Source organism: Janibacter anophelis NBRC 107843 (assembly GCF_001570945.1).
Classification (GTDB): Bacteria; Actinomycetota; Actinomycetes; order Actinomycetales; family Dermatophilaceae; genus Janibacter; species Janibacter anophelis.
On record NZ_BCSQ01000074.1, the window covers coordinates 1 to 14132 of the forward strand.

The following is a 14132-nucleotide window of genomic DNA, read 5'->3' on the forward strand; positions in this document are numbered from 1 at the left end:
CGATCGGCTCGAGCTGCTCCTGGCTGCGGAGGAACTCCGCCCGCCAGGCCCGCTCCCACTCGGGGTCGGGGACGGCCCCGGTCAGCTCGGTGAGCGTGACCCGGTTGTCCTTGTACGCCTTGCCGACGAAGGCCTCGACCGCGTCGGCCTCGGTGAAGTCGACGCCGGCGTCGCGCATCATCCCCGTCCAGGTGCGGACATTGAGGCGTTCGCTGTCGACGAGGACCCCGTCGCAGTCGAAGATGACCAGCCAGTCCGCCACGTCAGCCGAAGTACCGCTGCATCGTGCCCGTGTGGGCCTCGCGCATCTGCTCGAGCGGCAGGTCCAGCACGTCCTTGACCTTGAGCCGGTCACCGTCGGTCGTGCCGAGGCGGGCGATCGGCACGCCGTGCGTCTGCGCGATGCCGACGACCGTGGCAAGGTCGGTCTCGGAGCGCACCGTGACCAGCGCGCGGGCCGTTGACTCGGAGTACAGGGCGGTGAAGGCGTCGATGCCGTCCCGGTCGAGCACCGGCGCGAGGTCGACCGAGGCACCCGTGCCACCGGTGAGCGCCGACTCGGCCAGCGCGACCGCGAGGCCACCGTCGGACAGGTCGTGCGAGCTGGCGAGCACGCCACGGCGCACCGCGTCGACGAAGAAGGACGCGAGCGCCTTCTCCGCCGCCAGGTCGACCACGGGCGGCGTGCCGCCGAGGTGGCCGTGCAGCGCGTGGGCCCACTCGCCGCCGTCGAGCTCGTCGCGGGTCTCGCCGAGGAGGAGGACGATCTCCCCCTTCGCCGCGAAGCCGGAGGAGGCGCTCGTCGCGACGTCGTCGATGACGCCGAGCACGCCGACGACCGGAGTCGGGTGGATCGCCGTCTCCCCGGTCTGGTTGTAGAAGGAGACATTGCCGCCGGTGACCGGGATGCCCAGCTCGAGGCAGGCGTCGAAGAGACCGCCGATGGCCTGTTGGAACTGCCACATGACGCCCGGGTCCTCGGGCGAGCCGAAGTTCAGGCAGTCGGTGACGGCCAGCGGCAGGGCGCCGGAGGTCGCGACATTGCGGTAGGACTCGGCCAGGGCCAGCTGCGCGCCCGCGTAGGGGTCGAGGCGACCGAAGCGGCCGTTGCAGTCCGTCGAGACGGCGACGCCGAGGCCGGACTCCTCGTCGACGCGCACGATGCCGGAGTCGTGCGGCATGGCCGCCTTGGTGTTGCCCAGGACGTAGCGGTCGTACTGGTCGGTGACCCACGACTTGTCGCAGACGTTGGGCGAGGCGAGCAGGGCGAGCAGGTCCGCGCCGAGGTCGGTCGGGCGGGGAAGGGAGGAGCTCGCGTCGGCCTGGACCGCGTCGAGCCACTGCGGCCGGGCGATCGGACGCTCGTAGACCGGGCCGTCGTGGGCGACGGAACGCGGCGGCACGTCGACGATGGTCTCGCCGTGCCACGTGACGACGAGCCGGTCACCGTCGGTGACCTCGCCGAGGACGGCGGCCTCGACATCCCACCGACCGGTGATCTCGAGGAAGGCGTCGAGCTTGTCGGGGGCGACGACCGCCATCATCCGCTCCTGCGACTCCGACATGAGGATCTCCTCGGGGGAGAGCGTGGAGTCGCGCAGCGGGACGCGGTCGAGCTCGACGGCCATGCCGCCGTCACCGGCGGAGGCCAGCTCCGAGGTCGCGCAGGACAGCCCGGCACCGCCGAGGTCCTGGATGCCCTCGACGACACCCGCGGCGTAGAGGTCGAGGCAGCACTCGATGAGCACCTTTTCGGCGAAGGGGTCGCCGACCTGGACGGCGGGCCGCTTGGCGGGGCCGCCCTCCTCGAAGGTCTCGGACGCCAGGACGGACACGCCGCCGATGCCGTCGCCGCCGGTCTTGGCGCCGAAGAGCACGACCTTGTTGCCCCTGCCCGAGGCATTGGCCAGGTGCAGGTCCTCGTGGCGCAGCTTGCCGACGCACAGCGCGTTGACGAGCGGGTTGCCCTGGTAGCACTCGTCGAAGACGATCTCGCCGCCGATGTTGGGCAGACCGAGGGAGTTGCCGTAGCCGCCGATGCCCTTGACCGCGCCGGGCAGGACGCGGGCGGTGTCGGGGTGGTCGATCGCGCCGAAGCGAAGGGGGTCCATCACCGCGATCGGGCGGGCGCCCATCGCCATGATGTCGCGGACGATGCCGCCGATGCCGGTGGCCGCGCCCTGGTAGGGCTCGACATAGCTCGGGTGGTTGTGGGACTCGACCTTGAAGGTCACCGCCCAGCCCTGCCCGATGTCGATGACGCCGGCGTTCTCGCCGATGCCGGCGAGGGTCTTGCCGAGCGGCGTCTCGGAGGGCAGGTCACCGAAGCGCTTGAGGTGGACCTTGGAGGACTTGTAGCTGCAGTGCTCGGACCACATGACCGAATACATCGCCAGCTCGGCGCTCGTGGGGCGACGGCCGAGGATCTCGCGGATGCGCTCGTACTCGTCCTGCTTGAGCCCGAGCTCGGCCCACGGCTGCTCGGTGTCGGGGCTCTGCTCGGCGCGGGTGACGGTGTCGAGGGTGGACTGGCTCATGCGGTGACAACCTGCTCGATGACGGAGGTGAAGAAGGTGCGGCCGTCGAGGCTCGGGCCGAAGCCCTCCTCGACCGCGTGCTCGGGGTGCGGCATGAGGCCCACGACGTTGCCCCGCTCGTTGGTGATGCCGGCGATGCCGCGGGAGGAGCCGTTGGGGTTGTCGCCGACGTAGCGGAAGGCGACCTGTCCCTCCCCTTCGAGCCGGTCGAGGGTGGCCTCGTCGGCGACGAACTGGCCGTCCTGGTTCTTCAGGACGATGGTGATCTCCTGGCCGGTCTCGAAGCCGTTGGTCCACGCGGTCGACGCGTTTTCGACGCGCAGGACCTGGTCGCGGCAGAGGAACTTGCGGTGGTCGTTCTGGATCATCGACCCGGGCAGCAGGTGCGACTCGGTGAGGATCTGGAAGCCGTTGCAGATCCCGAGGACCGGCAGGCCCCCCTTCGCGGCCGTGATGACCTCGGTCATGACCGGGGCGAAGCGGGCGATGGCCCCGGCGCGCAGGTAGTCGCCGTAGGAGAAGCCGCCCGGGATGACGACGGCATCGACGCCGCGCAGGTCCGCGTCGCCGTGCCACAGCTCGACGGCCTCGCCGCCGGCGATGCGCACCGCGCGGCGGGCGTCGGAGTCGTCGAGGCTGCCGGGGAAGGTGACGACGCCGATCCTCACGCGCCGGCTCCGGTGATCGGCGCCTGCTCCGGCTCGTCGCTCGTCAGCTCGTGGACGCTCACGACGTCCTCGATGACCGGGTTGGACAGGAGCGTCTCGGCGGCCTCGCGGGCCTGCGCCAGGTGCGCCTCGGTCACGTCCCCGTCGACGGACAGGACGAAGCGCTTGCCCTGCCGGACGTCGGTGAACTGGTCCAGCCCCAGCCGGGGCAGCGCCCCGCGGACGGCCTGGCCCTGCGGGTCGAGGATCTCGGGCTTGAGCATGACGTCGACGACGATGCGTCCCACGGGGGGTCTCCTGGTGACGAAGGGGGTGGGTCCGGGGGCGAGTCTAGTTGGGCCGTGGACCCGGGCTGCCTCAGGTGCCCGCGCCCCAGCGAGCGGCCAGGTCCCGCACCACCGTCAGGTTCCGGTTCGTCCACACCCCCATGGCCCGGTCGACGGCCGCCGGCAGCTTCACCCGGTGGTAGCGATCCGTGCCGTCGAGCATGAGGTGCACGGCCCGCCCGCGCACGGCGGTGACCTCCCCTTCGCCCTCGTGGGAGACCAAGGCGACGGTCTCCGCGGACGGCACCTCCCGCATGAGGGTCACGTAGTGCGCCGCGACGTCGAAGGGGGCCTCCCGCGCCACCTCGTCCGCGTCCGCCACGACGGCCGCCAGCTCGTCCGGCGTCACGACGACCGTCGGCACCTCGAAGCCCCGGTCCGCCACAAAGGCGGCCTCGAGCGTCGCCTCGACTGCCGAGCAGGAGCGTTGGCGGCTCGTCAGGCGAACGTTGCCGGTGTTGAGGTGCACCGCCACGTCGCTCGCGCCGGTCTCCTCGACGACGCGCTGGACGTCGACCTTGGGGAACTTCCGCTTGGCGCCGAGGTTGATCGCGCGGAGGAAGGCGATGTAGACGGCCACGCTCGGAGTATGCCGCGCCGACAGTCCGTGCGGGGCAGGATGGCCCCCATGAAGAGCCGATACGCGGACCTCGTCCGACTCCTCCTGCGGCACGGTCGCGGCGACCTGCTCTCCGGGGCGCAGACCGACGAGCTCGCCTCCGACGAGGGGGAGCTGCCCGACGACGCTCAGGAGCGGGCCGAGGCCTTCGCCGGCGACCTCGAGGCGATGGGTCCGACGTACATCAAGATGGGGCAGCTGCTGTCGACGCGCTTCGACCTGCTGCCTCCCGCCTACACCGAGGCGCTGACCCGGCTGCAGGACACGGTCGAGCCCTTCCCCTTCGACCAGGTCAGGGAGATCGTCGAGGAGGAGCTCGGGGCGCGGATCAAGGACCTGTTCGCGTTCTTCGACGAGGAGCCGCTCGCGGCGGCCTCGCTCGGACAGGTGCACCGGGCGACCACCCGCTCCGGCCGGGACGTCGTCGTCAAGGTGCAGCGCCCCGACGTCCGCGAGACCATCCGCGGCGACATGGACGTGCTCGACACCGTGACCGGGCTGGTCGACAAGCACACGAGCGTCGGCAACTCCTACGGCCTCAACCAGCTGCTCCACCAGTTCCGACGCTCCCTCGTCGACGAGCTCGACTACCGCCGGGAGGCGCGCAACCTCCTGCGGTTCATCGACCTGACGAGCAAGCACGACCGGCTCCTCGTCCCCGAGCCGGTCCTGCAGCTGACGTCGACGCGGGTGCTGACGATGGAGCACGTCGACGGGCGCAAGGTCACCGACCTCGGGCCGCTCGCCCTCCTCGACCTCGACGCCCGCCCGATCGTCGAGCAGCTCTTCCACTGCTACCTGCGGATGATCCTCGACGACGGGGTCCTCCACGCGGACCCCCACCCCGGCAACCTGCTCATCACCGACGACGGACGCCTGGCGCTGCTCGACCTCGGGATGATCGCCACGGTGCCCCAGAGGGTGCAGACCCACGTGACCAAGCTGCTGCTCGCGATCAACGACGGGGACGGCGAGGAGGCCGCCGCGGTCCTGGCGGACATGGGGCACGCGCTCGACGACTACGACGCCGCGGGCTTCCGCGATGACGTCTCCCACCTCGTGAGCGAAGCGGTCGCCAGCGGCTCGGACCTCGAGGCCGGTCGCCTGCTCGTGGAGCTCTCCCGGCTCTCGGGGGTCCACGGCCTGCGTCCGCCCGCCGAGATGGCCATGATCGGCAAGGCACTGCTCAACCTCGACCAGACGACCTCGCACCTCGATCCCGACTTCTCGCCGTCGGAGGCGATCCGGGACAACGTGTCCGACATCTTCGCCTCGTCGCTCAAGACCTCTCCCGGTGGCCTGCTCTCGGCGGCGATCGAGGCCAAGGAGTTCACCGCGCACCTGCCCAAGCGCGCCAACCGGATCCTCGATGCCCTCGCCCGCGGCGAGCTGCGACTGCAGGTCGACGCGATCGACGAGCAGCGGCTGCACCTCGTGCTCCAGCGCGTCGCCAACCGACTGACCCTGGGGCTGATCATCGCGGCGACGATCATCGGTGCGGCGATGATGATGCGTGTCGAGACCGACGTGACGATCCTCGGCTTCCCGGCCATCGCGATGGTCTTCTTCACCGCGTCCGTGCTCGCCGCGGTCGCGCTCGGGGTGCACATCGTGTTGACGGACCGCAAGGTCGCCAGGACGCACCCGTCCTCGCGGGGGGACTAGCCCCAGCGCGCGGTCAGCTGTAGCGCAGCTTGAGCTCGCGCTTGAGGATCTTGCCGCTCGGGTTCTTGGGCAGCTCGGTGAGGATCTCGATCCGCTTGGGCCGCTTGTACGGCGCGAGCACGCCGGCGCAGTGCTCGGCGAGCGCCTCCGCGGTCAGGCCCGAGCCCTCCTTGGCGACGACCGTGGCGGTGACGGCCTCGACCCACTTCGGGTCCGGCAGCGCGAAGACCGCGACCTCGGCGACGTCCGGGTGCTGGTAGATCGCCTCCTCGACCTCACGGGAGGCGACGTTCTCCCCGCCGGTCTTGATCATCTCCTTCTTGCGGTCGACGATCGTGACCCGCCCTTCGTCGTCCGCGATCGCCAGGTCGCCGGAGTGGAACCACCCACCGTGGAAGGCCTCGGCGGTCTTCTCCGGATTGCGCAAGTAGCCGGCGGCGATCTACGGGCTGCGGTGGACGACCTCACCGACCTCGCCCTTCTTCAGGTTCGAGGACGGCGTCATCACCGAGATCGACGACTTCTGGCCCGAGCCGTACGAGCCACCGACCAGGCAGGTGCCGGTGGTCGACCGCTACTGATCAGATGCGGAAGGTCTGCCCGGTCAGTCGTTCGTACGCCTCGACGTACTTGGCGCGGGTCTGCTCGACGACGTCCTGCGGGAGCGAAGGGGGCGTCTCGCCGGACGTCTTGTCCCAGCCACTTGCGGGCGACGTCAGCCAGTCCCGGACGAACTGCTTGTCGTAGCTGGGCTGCGGGTGGCCGGGCTCCCACTGCTCGGCCGGCCAGAAGCGCGAGGAGTCCGGGGTGAGCAGCTCGTCGGCGAGGACGATCTCGGCGTCCGCCCCCCGGGAGCGGATCGCGGCCCCCGGGTCCTCCCCTTCGCCCAGATCGAGGCCGCGCAGACCGAACTCGACCTTGGTGTCCGCGAGGATGATCCCGCGCTCGGTCGCGATCTCGTTGCCGCGCTGGAGGAGACGCACCGTGAGGTCGCGGGCGCGCTCGGCGAGCGCCTCACCGACCTCGGCGACGACCCCGGCGAAGGGGATCGGCTCGTCGTGCTCGCCCTGGGGCGCCTTGGTGGACGGGGTGAAGATCGGCTCCGGCAGTCGGGAGCCGTCGACGAGACCCTCGGGCAGCTCGATGCCGCTGACCGCGCCGGTGGATCGGTATTCGTTCAGGCCCCCGCCGGTGAGGTAGGCGCGGGCGACACACTCGACCGGGAGCATGTCGAGACGCTCGACGAGGACGGCGCGACCGGCGACGGCCGCGGGCACGTCCGTGGAGACGATGTGGTTGGGGACGAGGTCGGCCACCTGCTCGAACCACCACAACGACATCTGGGTCAGCACCGCGCCCTTGTCCGGGATCGGGGTGTCGAGGATGAAGTCGTAGGCCGAGATCCGGTCGCTCGCCACGAGGAGCAGCTGGTCGGCGCGGGGGGTGCCGTCGTCGCCGAGCGGCGCGTACAGGTCACGGACCTTGCCCGAGTAGACGTGGGCGTAGCCGGGCAGCTCGAGGTGGCCGTCGATCGTCATGGGGCCATCTTCGCAGGCAGGGTCAGGGGCCGTCGCGGCGCTCCTGCTCCTTCATCTCCGCCTCGAAGAGGTGTCGCTTGCCCTCGACCAACCCCTCACGCGCCGCGGCCTCGGCCGCGCGGAAGGGCTCGTAGTACAGGGCGTCGTACTCCTCGACGATCTGGTAGCTCCAACGGTCGGGCAGCACGTTACGGCCGACGAGTCCGGTCTGCAGCTCGTCGGCGAGCGCGGTGTGGCCCGCCTCGCGCAGGAGGCGCACCGCCTCCTGGAGGGTCAGGTCCGCGGTGCCGCACCGGCGGTGGAAGGCGTAGAGGTGGCCCCGCGCCTCCTCGACGACCTCGAGCGCCTCCGACAGCTTGCCGAGGGCCTCCACCGTCCGGTCGTCGACGCCGGGTGGTCTGCGGTGTGCTTCGTCCATGCACCACACCTACCCGCGATCGGCCCCGGGACCCGTCAGGCGCGGCGGCCCAGGCGGCGGGCGCCGGCCGCCCCCAGCCCCGCGGCGACCAGGACGGCGCCGAGCGGGACGAGGACGTAGGGCGCGCCCACGACGTAGACGGCGCTCGTGAAGGGCGCCGGGCCAGCTTGGGCGAGGTCGGCGAGCAGTCGGTACCCGGATTCGGTCGCGATGAAGACCCCGCTCACGAGCGTCGCCAGTCCGGCGACAGTGGTGCCGAGCGACGACCACGCGGTCAGGGCCGCCCACAGGAGCATCGCGACCAGCACGATGACCACGCCCCCGATGAACATGCCCCACCCCATCTCGAAGCGGATGCGGCGCTCGTTCTCGGCACGGACGAGCAACAGCATCCCTGCCATGAGCACCCCCCACGGCACGACGGCGGCGACGAGGGAGATCGCGCGGGCGATCGTCCGCCCACCGCCCCCACCGGTCCGGTCCTCGACGTGCTGGGTCCAGGGCGCAGCGTGGCCCCGGCTGGTCGTGGTCTCCGTCTCCCCTGTCATGGGGCCGATCCTCCCACCTCAGGCGCCGGTGACCCCTCACAACGCGCATTTCCCCAGGCAGATGCGCGTCCTGCTGCCACCGAGCGCGCATTTCCCCGGGGAGATGCGCGTTGTCGGGGAGCGGATCCGGTCAGGCGTCGTCGCGCAGGCCCTGCGGCCAGCGCCGGGCGCCGGGTCCCTCCGCCCCGCGCTCGTCGCCGGGGTTGTAGATCGGGCAGCTGCTCGTCGACAGGCACCCGCAGCCGATGCACCCCGAGGTCGTGTCCCGCAGCTCGACGAGGGCATCGATGCGTGACTGGAGCGCGTCGTGCCACCGTCGGGACAGCCGGGTCCAGTCGCGGGAGGTCGGCGGACGGTCCGAAGGGAGGGTGTCCAGGGCCTCCCCGACCTCCGCCAACGACAGGCCGAAGCGTTGAGCCGCCCGCACGAAGGCCAGGCGCCGCAACGTGTGCCGCGCGTAGCGCCGCTGGTTGCCGGCGGTCCGGGTCGAGTGGACCAGGCCCTTGGACTCGTAGAACCGCAGCGTCGGCACGCTCACGCCGGCGCGCTCGGCGACCTCACCGACCGTCAGCAGGTCCCGCTTGTCCATGCCGACGACCCTAGCGCTTGACCTCAAGCGAACTTGAGGTTGGAGGGTTGCCGTCATGACCTCGACGACCCCGCCCTGCCACGTGCTCGACCCGGAGACGTGGTTCGCCGAGACCCCCGAGGGCCTGGAGCACGCCAAGTCGCTGTGCCGCGGGTGCCCCCTGCGCCTGATGTGCCTGCAGGGCGCACTCGAGCGTCGCGAACCCTGGGGCGTGTGGGGCGGGGAGATCTTCGCCGACGGGCAGGTCATCGCCCGCAAGCGCACCCGCGGCCGCCCGCGCAAGGACCAGGCGGCCTGACCCCCCTTCGTCGCTGATGCTCGCGCACCGGGTGGAGGTGGACGCGCGGGGGAATCACCAGCGCGTATACCTCCACCCGGGGGATGGGTCAGGCGCGGATCTCGCCTCTGGCGGCGCGCAGCGCGATGTCGGTGCGGTGGTGGCCACCCTCGAGGCCGACCTCGGCCACGGCCTCGTAGGCGCGGTCGCGGGCCTGCGCGAGGTCATCACCGAGCGCGACGACGGACAGCACCCGGCCGCCCGAGGAGACGAGCGCGCCCTCGTCGTCATGGGCGGTGCCGGCGTGCAGCACGTGCACGTGCTCGGCGAGGTCGTCCGCAGCCAGCTCCTCGAGCCCGTCGATCGCGACACCGGTGACGGGGGACGCGGGGTAGCCCTCGGCAGCGACGACGACGGTCACCGCCGACTGCGCGCTCCAGCGCAGCGGGTCGTGGTCCTCGAGGCGGCCGTCGGCGGCGGCCGCGAGCAGCACGGCGAGCGGCGACTCGAGGCGGGCGAGGACCGACTGGGTCTCGGGGTCGCCGAAGCGCACGTTGAACTCGATGACCCGCGGCCCGCGGGAGGTGAGGGCCAGACCGACGTAGAGCACGCCGACGAAGGGGGTCCCCCGCCGAGCCATCTCGTCCACGACCGGCTGGGCCACCCGGGCGACGACGTCGTCGACGAGCCCCTGGGGTGCCCAGGCGAGCGGGCTGTAGGCGCCCATGCCGCCGGTGTTGGGGCCCTCGTCACCGTCGAAGATCCGCTTGAAGTCCTGCGCGAGGTCCAGCGGGACGACCGTCGTGCCGTCGCAGATGCAGAAGAGGCTGGCCTCGGGACCGTCGAGGAACTCCTCGATGACGACCCGGGCGTCGCCCCCCTTCGCCAGGCAGGCCAGACCGTGCGCCATCGCGACCTCACGGTCCTCGGTGACCACGACCCCCTTGCCGGCGGCCAGTCCGTCGTCCTTGACGACGAAGGGGGCACCGAAGGCGTCGAGCGCCTCGGCCAACTGGGCCTCGTCGGTGCAGACATGGGCCATCGCGGTCGGCACCTCGGCGGCGGCCATGACCTCCTTGGCGTAGGCCTTGCTGCCCTCGAGGCGAGCGGCCTGAGCACCCGGGCCGAAGCAGCGAATGCCCGCCCCGCGCAGGGCGTCGGCCACGCCAGCGACGAGCGGGGCCTCGGGACCGACGACGACGAGGTCGACCTCGTGGCGGCGCGCGAGGTCGACGACCGCGGCGGGGTCGGTGGCGTCGACGGGCTCGTTGAGGGCGAGGGCGTCGGTGCCGGGGTTGCCGGGGGCGGCGATGACCGCGGCCACCGTCGGGTCGAGGGTGAGGGCGCGGACGAGGGCGTGCTCGCGGGCGCCGGAGCCGATGACGAGAACCTTCACGGGGGCGAGCCTACGAGACGCGAGCGGCCGCGGACGCGGGGTTTCGAGGTGCGGTCCGAGGCGCCCAGAACGCAAAGGGGGGCGCAGCTCTCGGCAGGCAGGGGGTATCTGTCGTGAGCTGCGCCCCGGGTCGCGGGTCCAGACATCAGGGGGGACACCGACCGCGCGACCGGTCGACCGAAGCCGACGAGTCGATAGTGACACTTCGTTGAGGGTGAAATCAAGCGCGCCGGACAAAGTTCTTTCCGGAGGGCTCCGGGCGGCCCCCACCACGTCACCGGAGCGCCCAACGGAGGAACTAGACTCGGACCTTCCGCCAGATCCGAAGGGGAGCAGGACGACACGTGACCGACACCCACGTCGACGCCGTCGCAGCGGAGATCGCCACCGAGCAGCTGCACCTCGATCGCGTCCACGCCGAGCTGGCCAAGGCCGGAAAACGGGCCGACCTGGTCGCCGTCGACGGCCTGTCCCGGGGCCGCACCGACCGGACCGGCGACGTGCGCGACGAGGAGATGTCCGGTCTCTTCGAGCGCGACGCCCTCGTCTACAACGCCGCCCGCCGCATGGCTCACCTGGAGAACCAGTACGAGGGCCTCGTCTTCGGCCGACTCGACCTCGACCACGGCGACGGGGACGGGGACGGGGACGGGGACGACGCCACGGACCGTGAGGTGCGGTACATCGGGCGCCTCGGCGTCCGGGACGACGAGTACGAGCCCCTCGTCATCGACTGGCGCGCGCCGGCGGCCTCCCCGTTCTACCGGGCCACCCCGGGCGACAACCACGGGGTGATCCGCCGTCGGGTCCTGCGCTGCCGCGGCGAGCAGGTCATCGGTGTCGAGGACGACCTCATGGTCCCCGAGGCCCCCGACGACATGGTCGTGGTCGGCGACGGCGCCCTGCTGGCCGCCCTCACGCGCAGCCGCGGGCAGCAGATGCGCGACATCGTCGCGACGATCCAGTCCCACCAGGACGAGGCGATCCGCGCCACCGATCGCGGCATCACCGAGATCAGCGGCGGTCCCGGCACCGGTAAGACGGTCGTCGCCCTGCACCGGGCCGCCTACCTCCTCTACGCCAACCGACGGCGCTACGAGTCCGGCGGCATCCTCGTCATCGGCCCCTCCTCGGCCTACACCGCGTACATCGAGCGGGTCCTCCCTTCGCTCGGCGAGGACTCGGTGACCCTGCGCTCCCTCGGCGACGTCGTCGACGTCATCACGGCCGTGCGCCACGACGCGCCCGAGGTGGCCGCGATCAAGGGCTCGCTGCAGATGCGCACCGTGCTCAAGCGGTTGGCCTCCCGGGCCGTGCCCGGCGCGCCGACGAGCCTGCGGGCCATGGTCGGGGGCCTGCCCGTCCACCTCGACGAGCGCACCCTCGACGACGTCCGCCGCCGCGCCCTGCGCGACCGCACCCGCAACCAGGCCACCAAGTACGTGCGCGAGCTGCTCGCGGAGGCCGCGTGGCGTCAGGTCCGCGAGGGCGACCGCGACGAGTTCCTCGACGCCTTCGACGAGTCGCTCGCCGTCGACGAGTTCGTCGCCCAGTGGTGGCCACAGGTCGACCCCCGCGAGGCGCTGCTCTGGTTGGCCGACACCGAGCTGGCCTACGAGGTCGGCCGCTCGGTCCTGTCGCAGGGCGATGCGGCCGCCCTCGCCCACGCCGCCCGCGAGACCCTCGAGCTCGGCACGTGGAGCGTCTCCGACGTCGCGCTCGTCGACGACCTGTCGGTGCGCGTCGGGCAGGTCGAGGAGGCCGAGCCGGAGGAGCGCTCGTTCTACGAGATCGAGGAGCTCGACGGCGTCGAGGAGCTGCGGGCCATGGGGTCGGCGATCACCGCCCCCGAGGTCGCGCACAGCCTCACCCCGACGAGCGCCCGGGAGCGGCTGCTCCACGGCACCGTCGGCCGGTCCGGGGAGTACGCCCACGTCCTCGTCGACGAGGCGCAGGACCTCTCTCCCATGCAGTGGCGGATGATCGGGCGCCGCGGGCGCCGCGCCTCGTGGACCGTCGTCGGCGACGTCGCCCAGGCCTCCTGGCCCGACCTCGCCGAGGCCGACCTCGCCCGCGAGGAGGCGTACGGCACCCAGCCGCGCCAGGCCTTCCACATGACGACCAACTACCGCAACGCGCAGGAGATCTTCGACTACGCGCGCGACGTGATCCTGCCGATCGTCCCGGACGCCGACATCCCCGATGCCGTGCGCGAGACGGGTGTGCGACCGACCGAGGTGACCTTCGGCGACGCGATCGACACCTCGCGTCCCGACGTGGGCACCGTTGCGGCACAGGCCCTCGACGCGCTCGCGCAGGAGGTCGAGGGCTCGATCGCGGTCATCACGCCGCAACGCCACGCGGCCGCGGTGCTCCAGCTCGACGGCTCCCACGACGGTCGGGTCGTCGTCATCGATCCGCTCTCGACCAAGGGCCTGGAGTGGGACGCGACCCTCGTCGTGGACCCCGACGCGATCGTGCAGGAGTCCCCGGGCGGGGCGCGCGTCCTCTACGTCGTGCTCACCCGCGCGGCGCACCGGATGAGCGTCCTGCGCCCCACTGACTGACCCTCAGGAGCGGGCGGAGCCCGGCGGGCGAGCGGGCGGAGCCCGGCGGGCGAGCGGGCGGAGCCCGGCGGGCCCAGGATCCCGACTCGTGTCAGGTGGTGTCGTGGAGACGCTGCAGGGCGGAGACGAGCAGCCGTCGGCGCGGCGCACCCCACCACCGCGCATCCTGCAGCGCTGCGCGGGCCGCGAGGTGGCCGCAGCCGCCGTGGACGCCCCCACCGGGGTGCGTCGCCGCGCTGCCGAGGTAGAGGCCGGTGATGTGCGTGCGCGGCCCGCCCAGGCCCGTCACCGGCCGCCAGATCGCCTGCTGGAAGAGCTGCTGGGTCCCACCGCCGACTGCGCCGTGGCCGAGGTTGGCGTCGGCGGCCTGCAGATCGGCCGGGGTCTGGACCCAGCGGTCGAGCTCGTGGCGCGACCACCCCGGGGCCAGCGACTCCAGCATCTCCTCGCAGCCGGCCACGACGGTCTCGACCGCGCGCGCGTCGTCCTGCAGGTCACGCGGCAGGTGCGTGTAGAGCCAGAGCGCCTCGGTACCTGCCGGGGACCGCGAGGGGTCGATCGTCGTCATCTGGCCCACGAGGGCGAAGGGGCGCTCCGGCACGGCGTCCGCCTCGAGCTCCGCGGACCACCTGGTGAGTCCCGCGACGTCGTGCCCGGCGTGCACGACCCCCGCCCCACGGGCGGCAGGAGCGGTCCACGGCATCGGCGCGTCGAGCCGCAGGTTGAGCTTGAGCGTCGGCAGGTCCCAGGTGAATCGGCGCATCCGCCGGCGCAGCCCCTCCGGCACGTCCTCCGGCGCGAGCAGCCGGCCGTAGAGGGCCGGGGCGCTCGTGTCGGCGACGACCGCGCGGCGGGCCCGGACGCGCCGACCGTCCTGCAGCTCGACGCCCTGCGCCCGGCCGGCGCCGACGACGACCCGGGCCACGCCCGTCCCGGTCTCGACGCGGGCGCCGGCGGCCTCGGCCCGCCGCCGCAGCGCCTCGG

At 72.2% G+C, this 14132-nt stretch carries 15 protein-coding genes; 3 read left to right on the forward strand and 12 right to left on the reverse strand.

All coding sequences use genetic code 11. The annotated features are described in order from the left end of the window. From JAN01S_RS14955 to JAN01S_RS14975, 5 genes are all read right to left on the reverse strand, one after another. The coding region (locus tag JAN01S_RS14955) for an HAD family hydrolase (RefSeq protein ID WP_169797247.1) at nucleotides 1-262 on the reverse strand (262 nt) is incomplete at its 3' end. A gap of 1 nt (nucleotide 263) precedes the next feature. After that, nucleotides 264-2537 (reverse strand): phosphoribosylformylglycinamidine synthase subunit PurL, encoded by a 2274-nt coding sequence (gene purL, locus JAN01S_RS14960; RefSeq protein ID WP_068319408.1) that lies wholly within the window; start codon nucleotides 2535-2537, stop codon nucleotides 264-266. After that, on the reverse strand, nucleotides 2534-3205 hold the full coding sequence (purQ, locus tag JAN01S_RS14965) for a phosphoribosylformylglycinamidine synthase subunit PurQ (RefSeq protein ID WP_068319409.1): 672 nt from the start codon (nucleotides 3203-3205) through the stop codon (nucleotides 2534-2536). Before purQ ends, purL begins: the two co-directional genes overlap by 4 nt. Further along, the gene (gene purS / locus JAN01S_RS14970; RefSeq protein ID WP_068319411.1) at nucleotides 3202-3492 is read right to left on the reverse strand and encodes a phosphoribosylformylglycinamidine synthase subunit PurS; all 291 of its coding nucleotides are present in this window, start codon (nucleotides 3490-3492) and stop codon (nucleotides 3202-3204) included. Before purS ends, purQ begins: the two co-directional genes overlap by 4 nt. A gap of 70 nt (nucleotides 3493-3562) precedes the next feature. Next, complete coding sequence (locus JAN01S_RS14975; protein ID WP_068319413.1) at nucleotides 3563-4111, reverse strand: DUF1697 domain-containing protein; 549 nt, start codon at nucleotides 4109-4111, stop codon at nucleotides 3563-3565. 48 nt (nucleotides 4112-4159) lie between these two features. On the opposite strand from JAN01S_RS14975, the gene JAN01S_RS14980 reads away from it, so the two are divergent. Continuing rightward, on the forward strand, nucleotides 4160-5815 hold the full coding sequence (locus JAN01S_RS14980; protein ID WP_068319416.1) for an ABC1 kinase family protein: 1656 nt from the start codon (nucleotides 4160-4162) through the stop codon (nucleotides 5813-5815). A gap of 13 nt (nucleotides 5816-5828) precedes the next feature. Here JAN01S_RS14980 and JAN01S_RS14985 read toward each other — a convergent pair whose 3' ends face one another. From JAN01S_RS14985 to soxR, 5 genes are all read right to left on the reverse strand, one after another. Then, a complete protein-coding gene (locus JAN01S_RS14985; protein ID WP_068319418.1) occupies nucleotides 5829-6242 on the reverse strand; it encodes an AMP-binding enzyme in 414 nt (137 codons plus the stop codon). A gap of 154 nt (nucleotides 6243-6396) precedes the next feature. After that, nucleotides 6397-7353 carry a phosphoribosylaminoimidazolesuccinocarboxamide synthase gene (locus tag JAN01S_RS14990; protein ID WP_068319420.1) on the reverse strand — a complete coding sequence of 319 codons (957 nt, stop codon included), beginning with the start codon at nucleotides 7351-7353 and terminating at the stop codon, nucleotides 6397-6399. 22 nt (nucleotides 7354-7375) lie between these two features. Beyond that, on the reverse strand, nucleotides 7376-7771 hold the full coding sequence (locus tag JAN01S_RS14995) for a hypothetical protein (protein ID WP_068319422.1): 396 nt from the start codon (nucleotides 7769-7771) through the stop codon (nucleotides 7376-7378). A 35-nt stretch (nucleotides 7772-7806) separates the two neighbouring features. After that, nucleotides 7807-8319 (reverse strand): hypothetical protein, encoded by a 513-nt coding sequence (locus tag JAN01S_RS15000; RefSeq protein WP_068319424.1) that lies wholly within the window; start codon nucleotides 8317-8319, stop codon nucleotides 7807-7809. A gap of 130 nt (nucleotides 8320-8449) precedes the next feature. Beyond that, on the reverse strand, nucleotides 8450-8908 hold the full coding sequence (gene soxR, locus JAN01S_RS15005; protein WP_068319425.1) for a redox-sensitive transcriptional activator SoxR: 459 nt from the start codon (nucleotides 8906-8908) through the stop codon (nucleotides 8450-8452). 55 nt (nucleotides 8909-8963) lie between these two features. Between soxR and JAN01S_RS15010 the strand changes: the two genes are divergently transcribed. Beyond that, the gene (locus JAN01S_RS15010; RefSeq protein WP_068319426.1) at nucleotides 8964-9206 is read left to right on the forward strand and encodes a WhiB family transcriptional regulator; all 243 of its coding nucleotides are present in this window, start codon (nucleotides 8964-8966) and stop codon (nucleotides 9204-9206) included. An 88-nt stretch (nucleotides 9207-9294) separates the two neighbouring features. Here JAN01S_RS15010 and purD read toward each other — a convergent pair whose 3' ends face one another. Continuing rightward, complete coding sequence (gene purD / locus JAN01S_RS15015) at nucleotides 9295-10581, reverse strand: phosphoribosylamine--glycine ligase (RefSeq protein ID WP_068319427.1); 1287 nt, start codon at nucleotides 10579-10581, stop codon at nucleotides 9295-9297. Nucleotides 10582-10925: 344 nt separating this feature from the next. Between purD and JAN01S_RS15020 the strand changes: the two genes are divergently transcribed. Next, nucleotides 10926-13148 carry a HelD family protein gene (locus JAN01S_RS15020; RefSeq protein WP_068319428.1) on the forward strand — a complete coding sequence of 741 codons (2223 nt, stop codon included), beginning with the start codon at nucleotides 10926-10928 and terminating at the stop codon, nucleotides 13146-13148. A 91-nt stretch (nucleotides 13149-13239) separates the two neighbouring features. On the opposite strand, the gene JAN01S_RS17235 is transcribed toward JAN01S_RS15020, so the two are convergent. Continuing rightward, nucleotides 13240-14132: phytoene desaturase family protein (locus tag JAN01S_RS17235; RefSeq protein WP_370670789.1), on the reverse strand; the 893-nt coding region annotated here is incomplete at its 5' end.

Excerpts from the sequence above, each read along its gene's own strand:
- purL (WP_068319408.1), bottom strand. The coding sequence starts at position 2,537 with ATGAGCCAGTCCACCCTCGACACCGTCACCCGCGCCGAGCAGAGCCCC.
- JAN01S_RS14980 (WP_068319416.1), top strand. The coding sequence starts at position 4,160 with ATGAAGAGCCGATACGCGGACCTCGTCCGACTCCTCCTGCGGCACGGT.
- JAN01S_RS14990 (WP_068319420.1), bottom strand. The coding sequence starts at position 7,353 with ATGACGATCGACGGCCACCTCGAGCTGCCCGGCTACGCCCACGTCTAC.
- JAN01S_RS14995 (WP_068319422.1), bottom strand. The coding sequence starts at position 7,771 with ATGGACGAAGCACACCGCAGACCACCCGGCGTCGACGACCGGACGGTG.
- JAN01S_RS15000 (WP_068319424.1), bottom strand. The coding sequence starts at position 8,319 with ATGACAGGGGAGACGGAGACCACGACCAGCCGGGGCCACGCTGCGCCC.
- soxR (WP_068319425.1), bottom strand. The coding sequence starts at position 8,908 with ATGGACAAGCGGGACCTGCTGACGGTCGGTGAGGTCGCCGAGCGCGCC.
- JAN01S_RS15010 (WP_068319426.1), top strand. The coding sequence starts at position 8,964 with ATGACCTCGACGACCCCGCCCTGCCACGTGCTCGACCCGGAGACGTGG.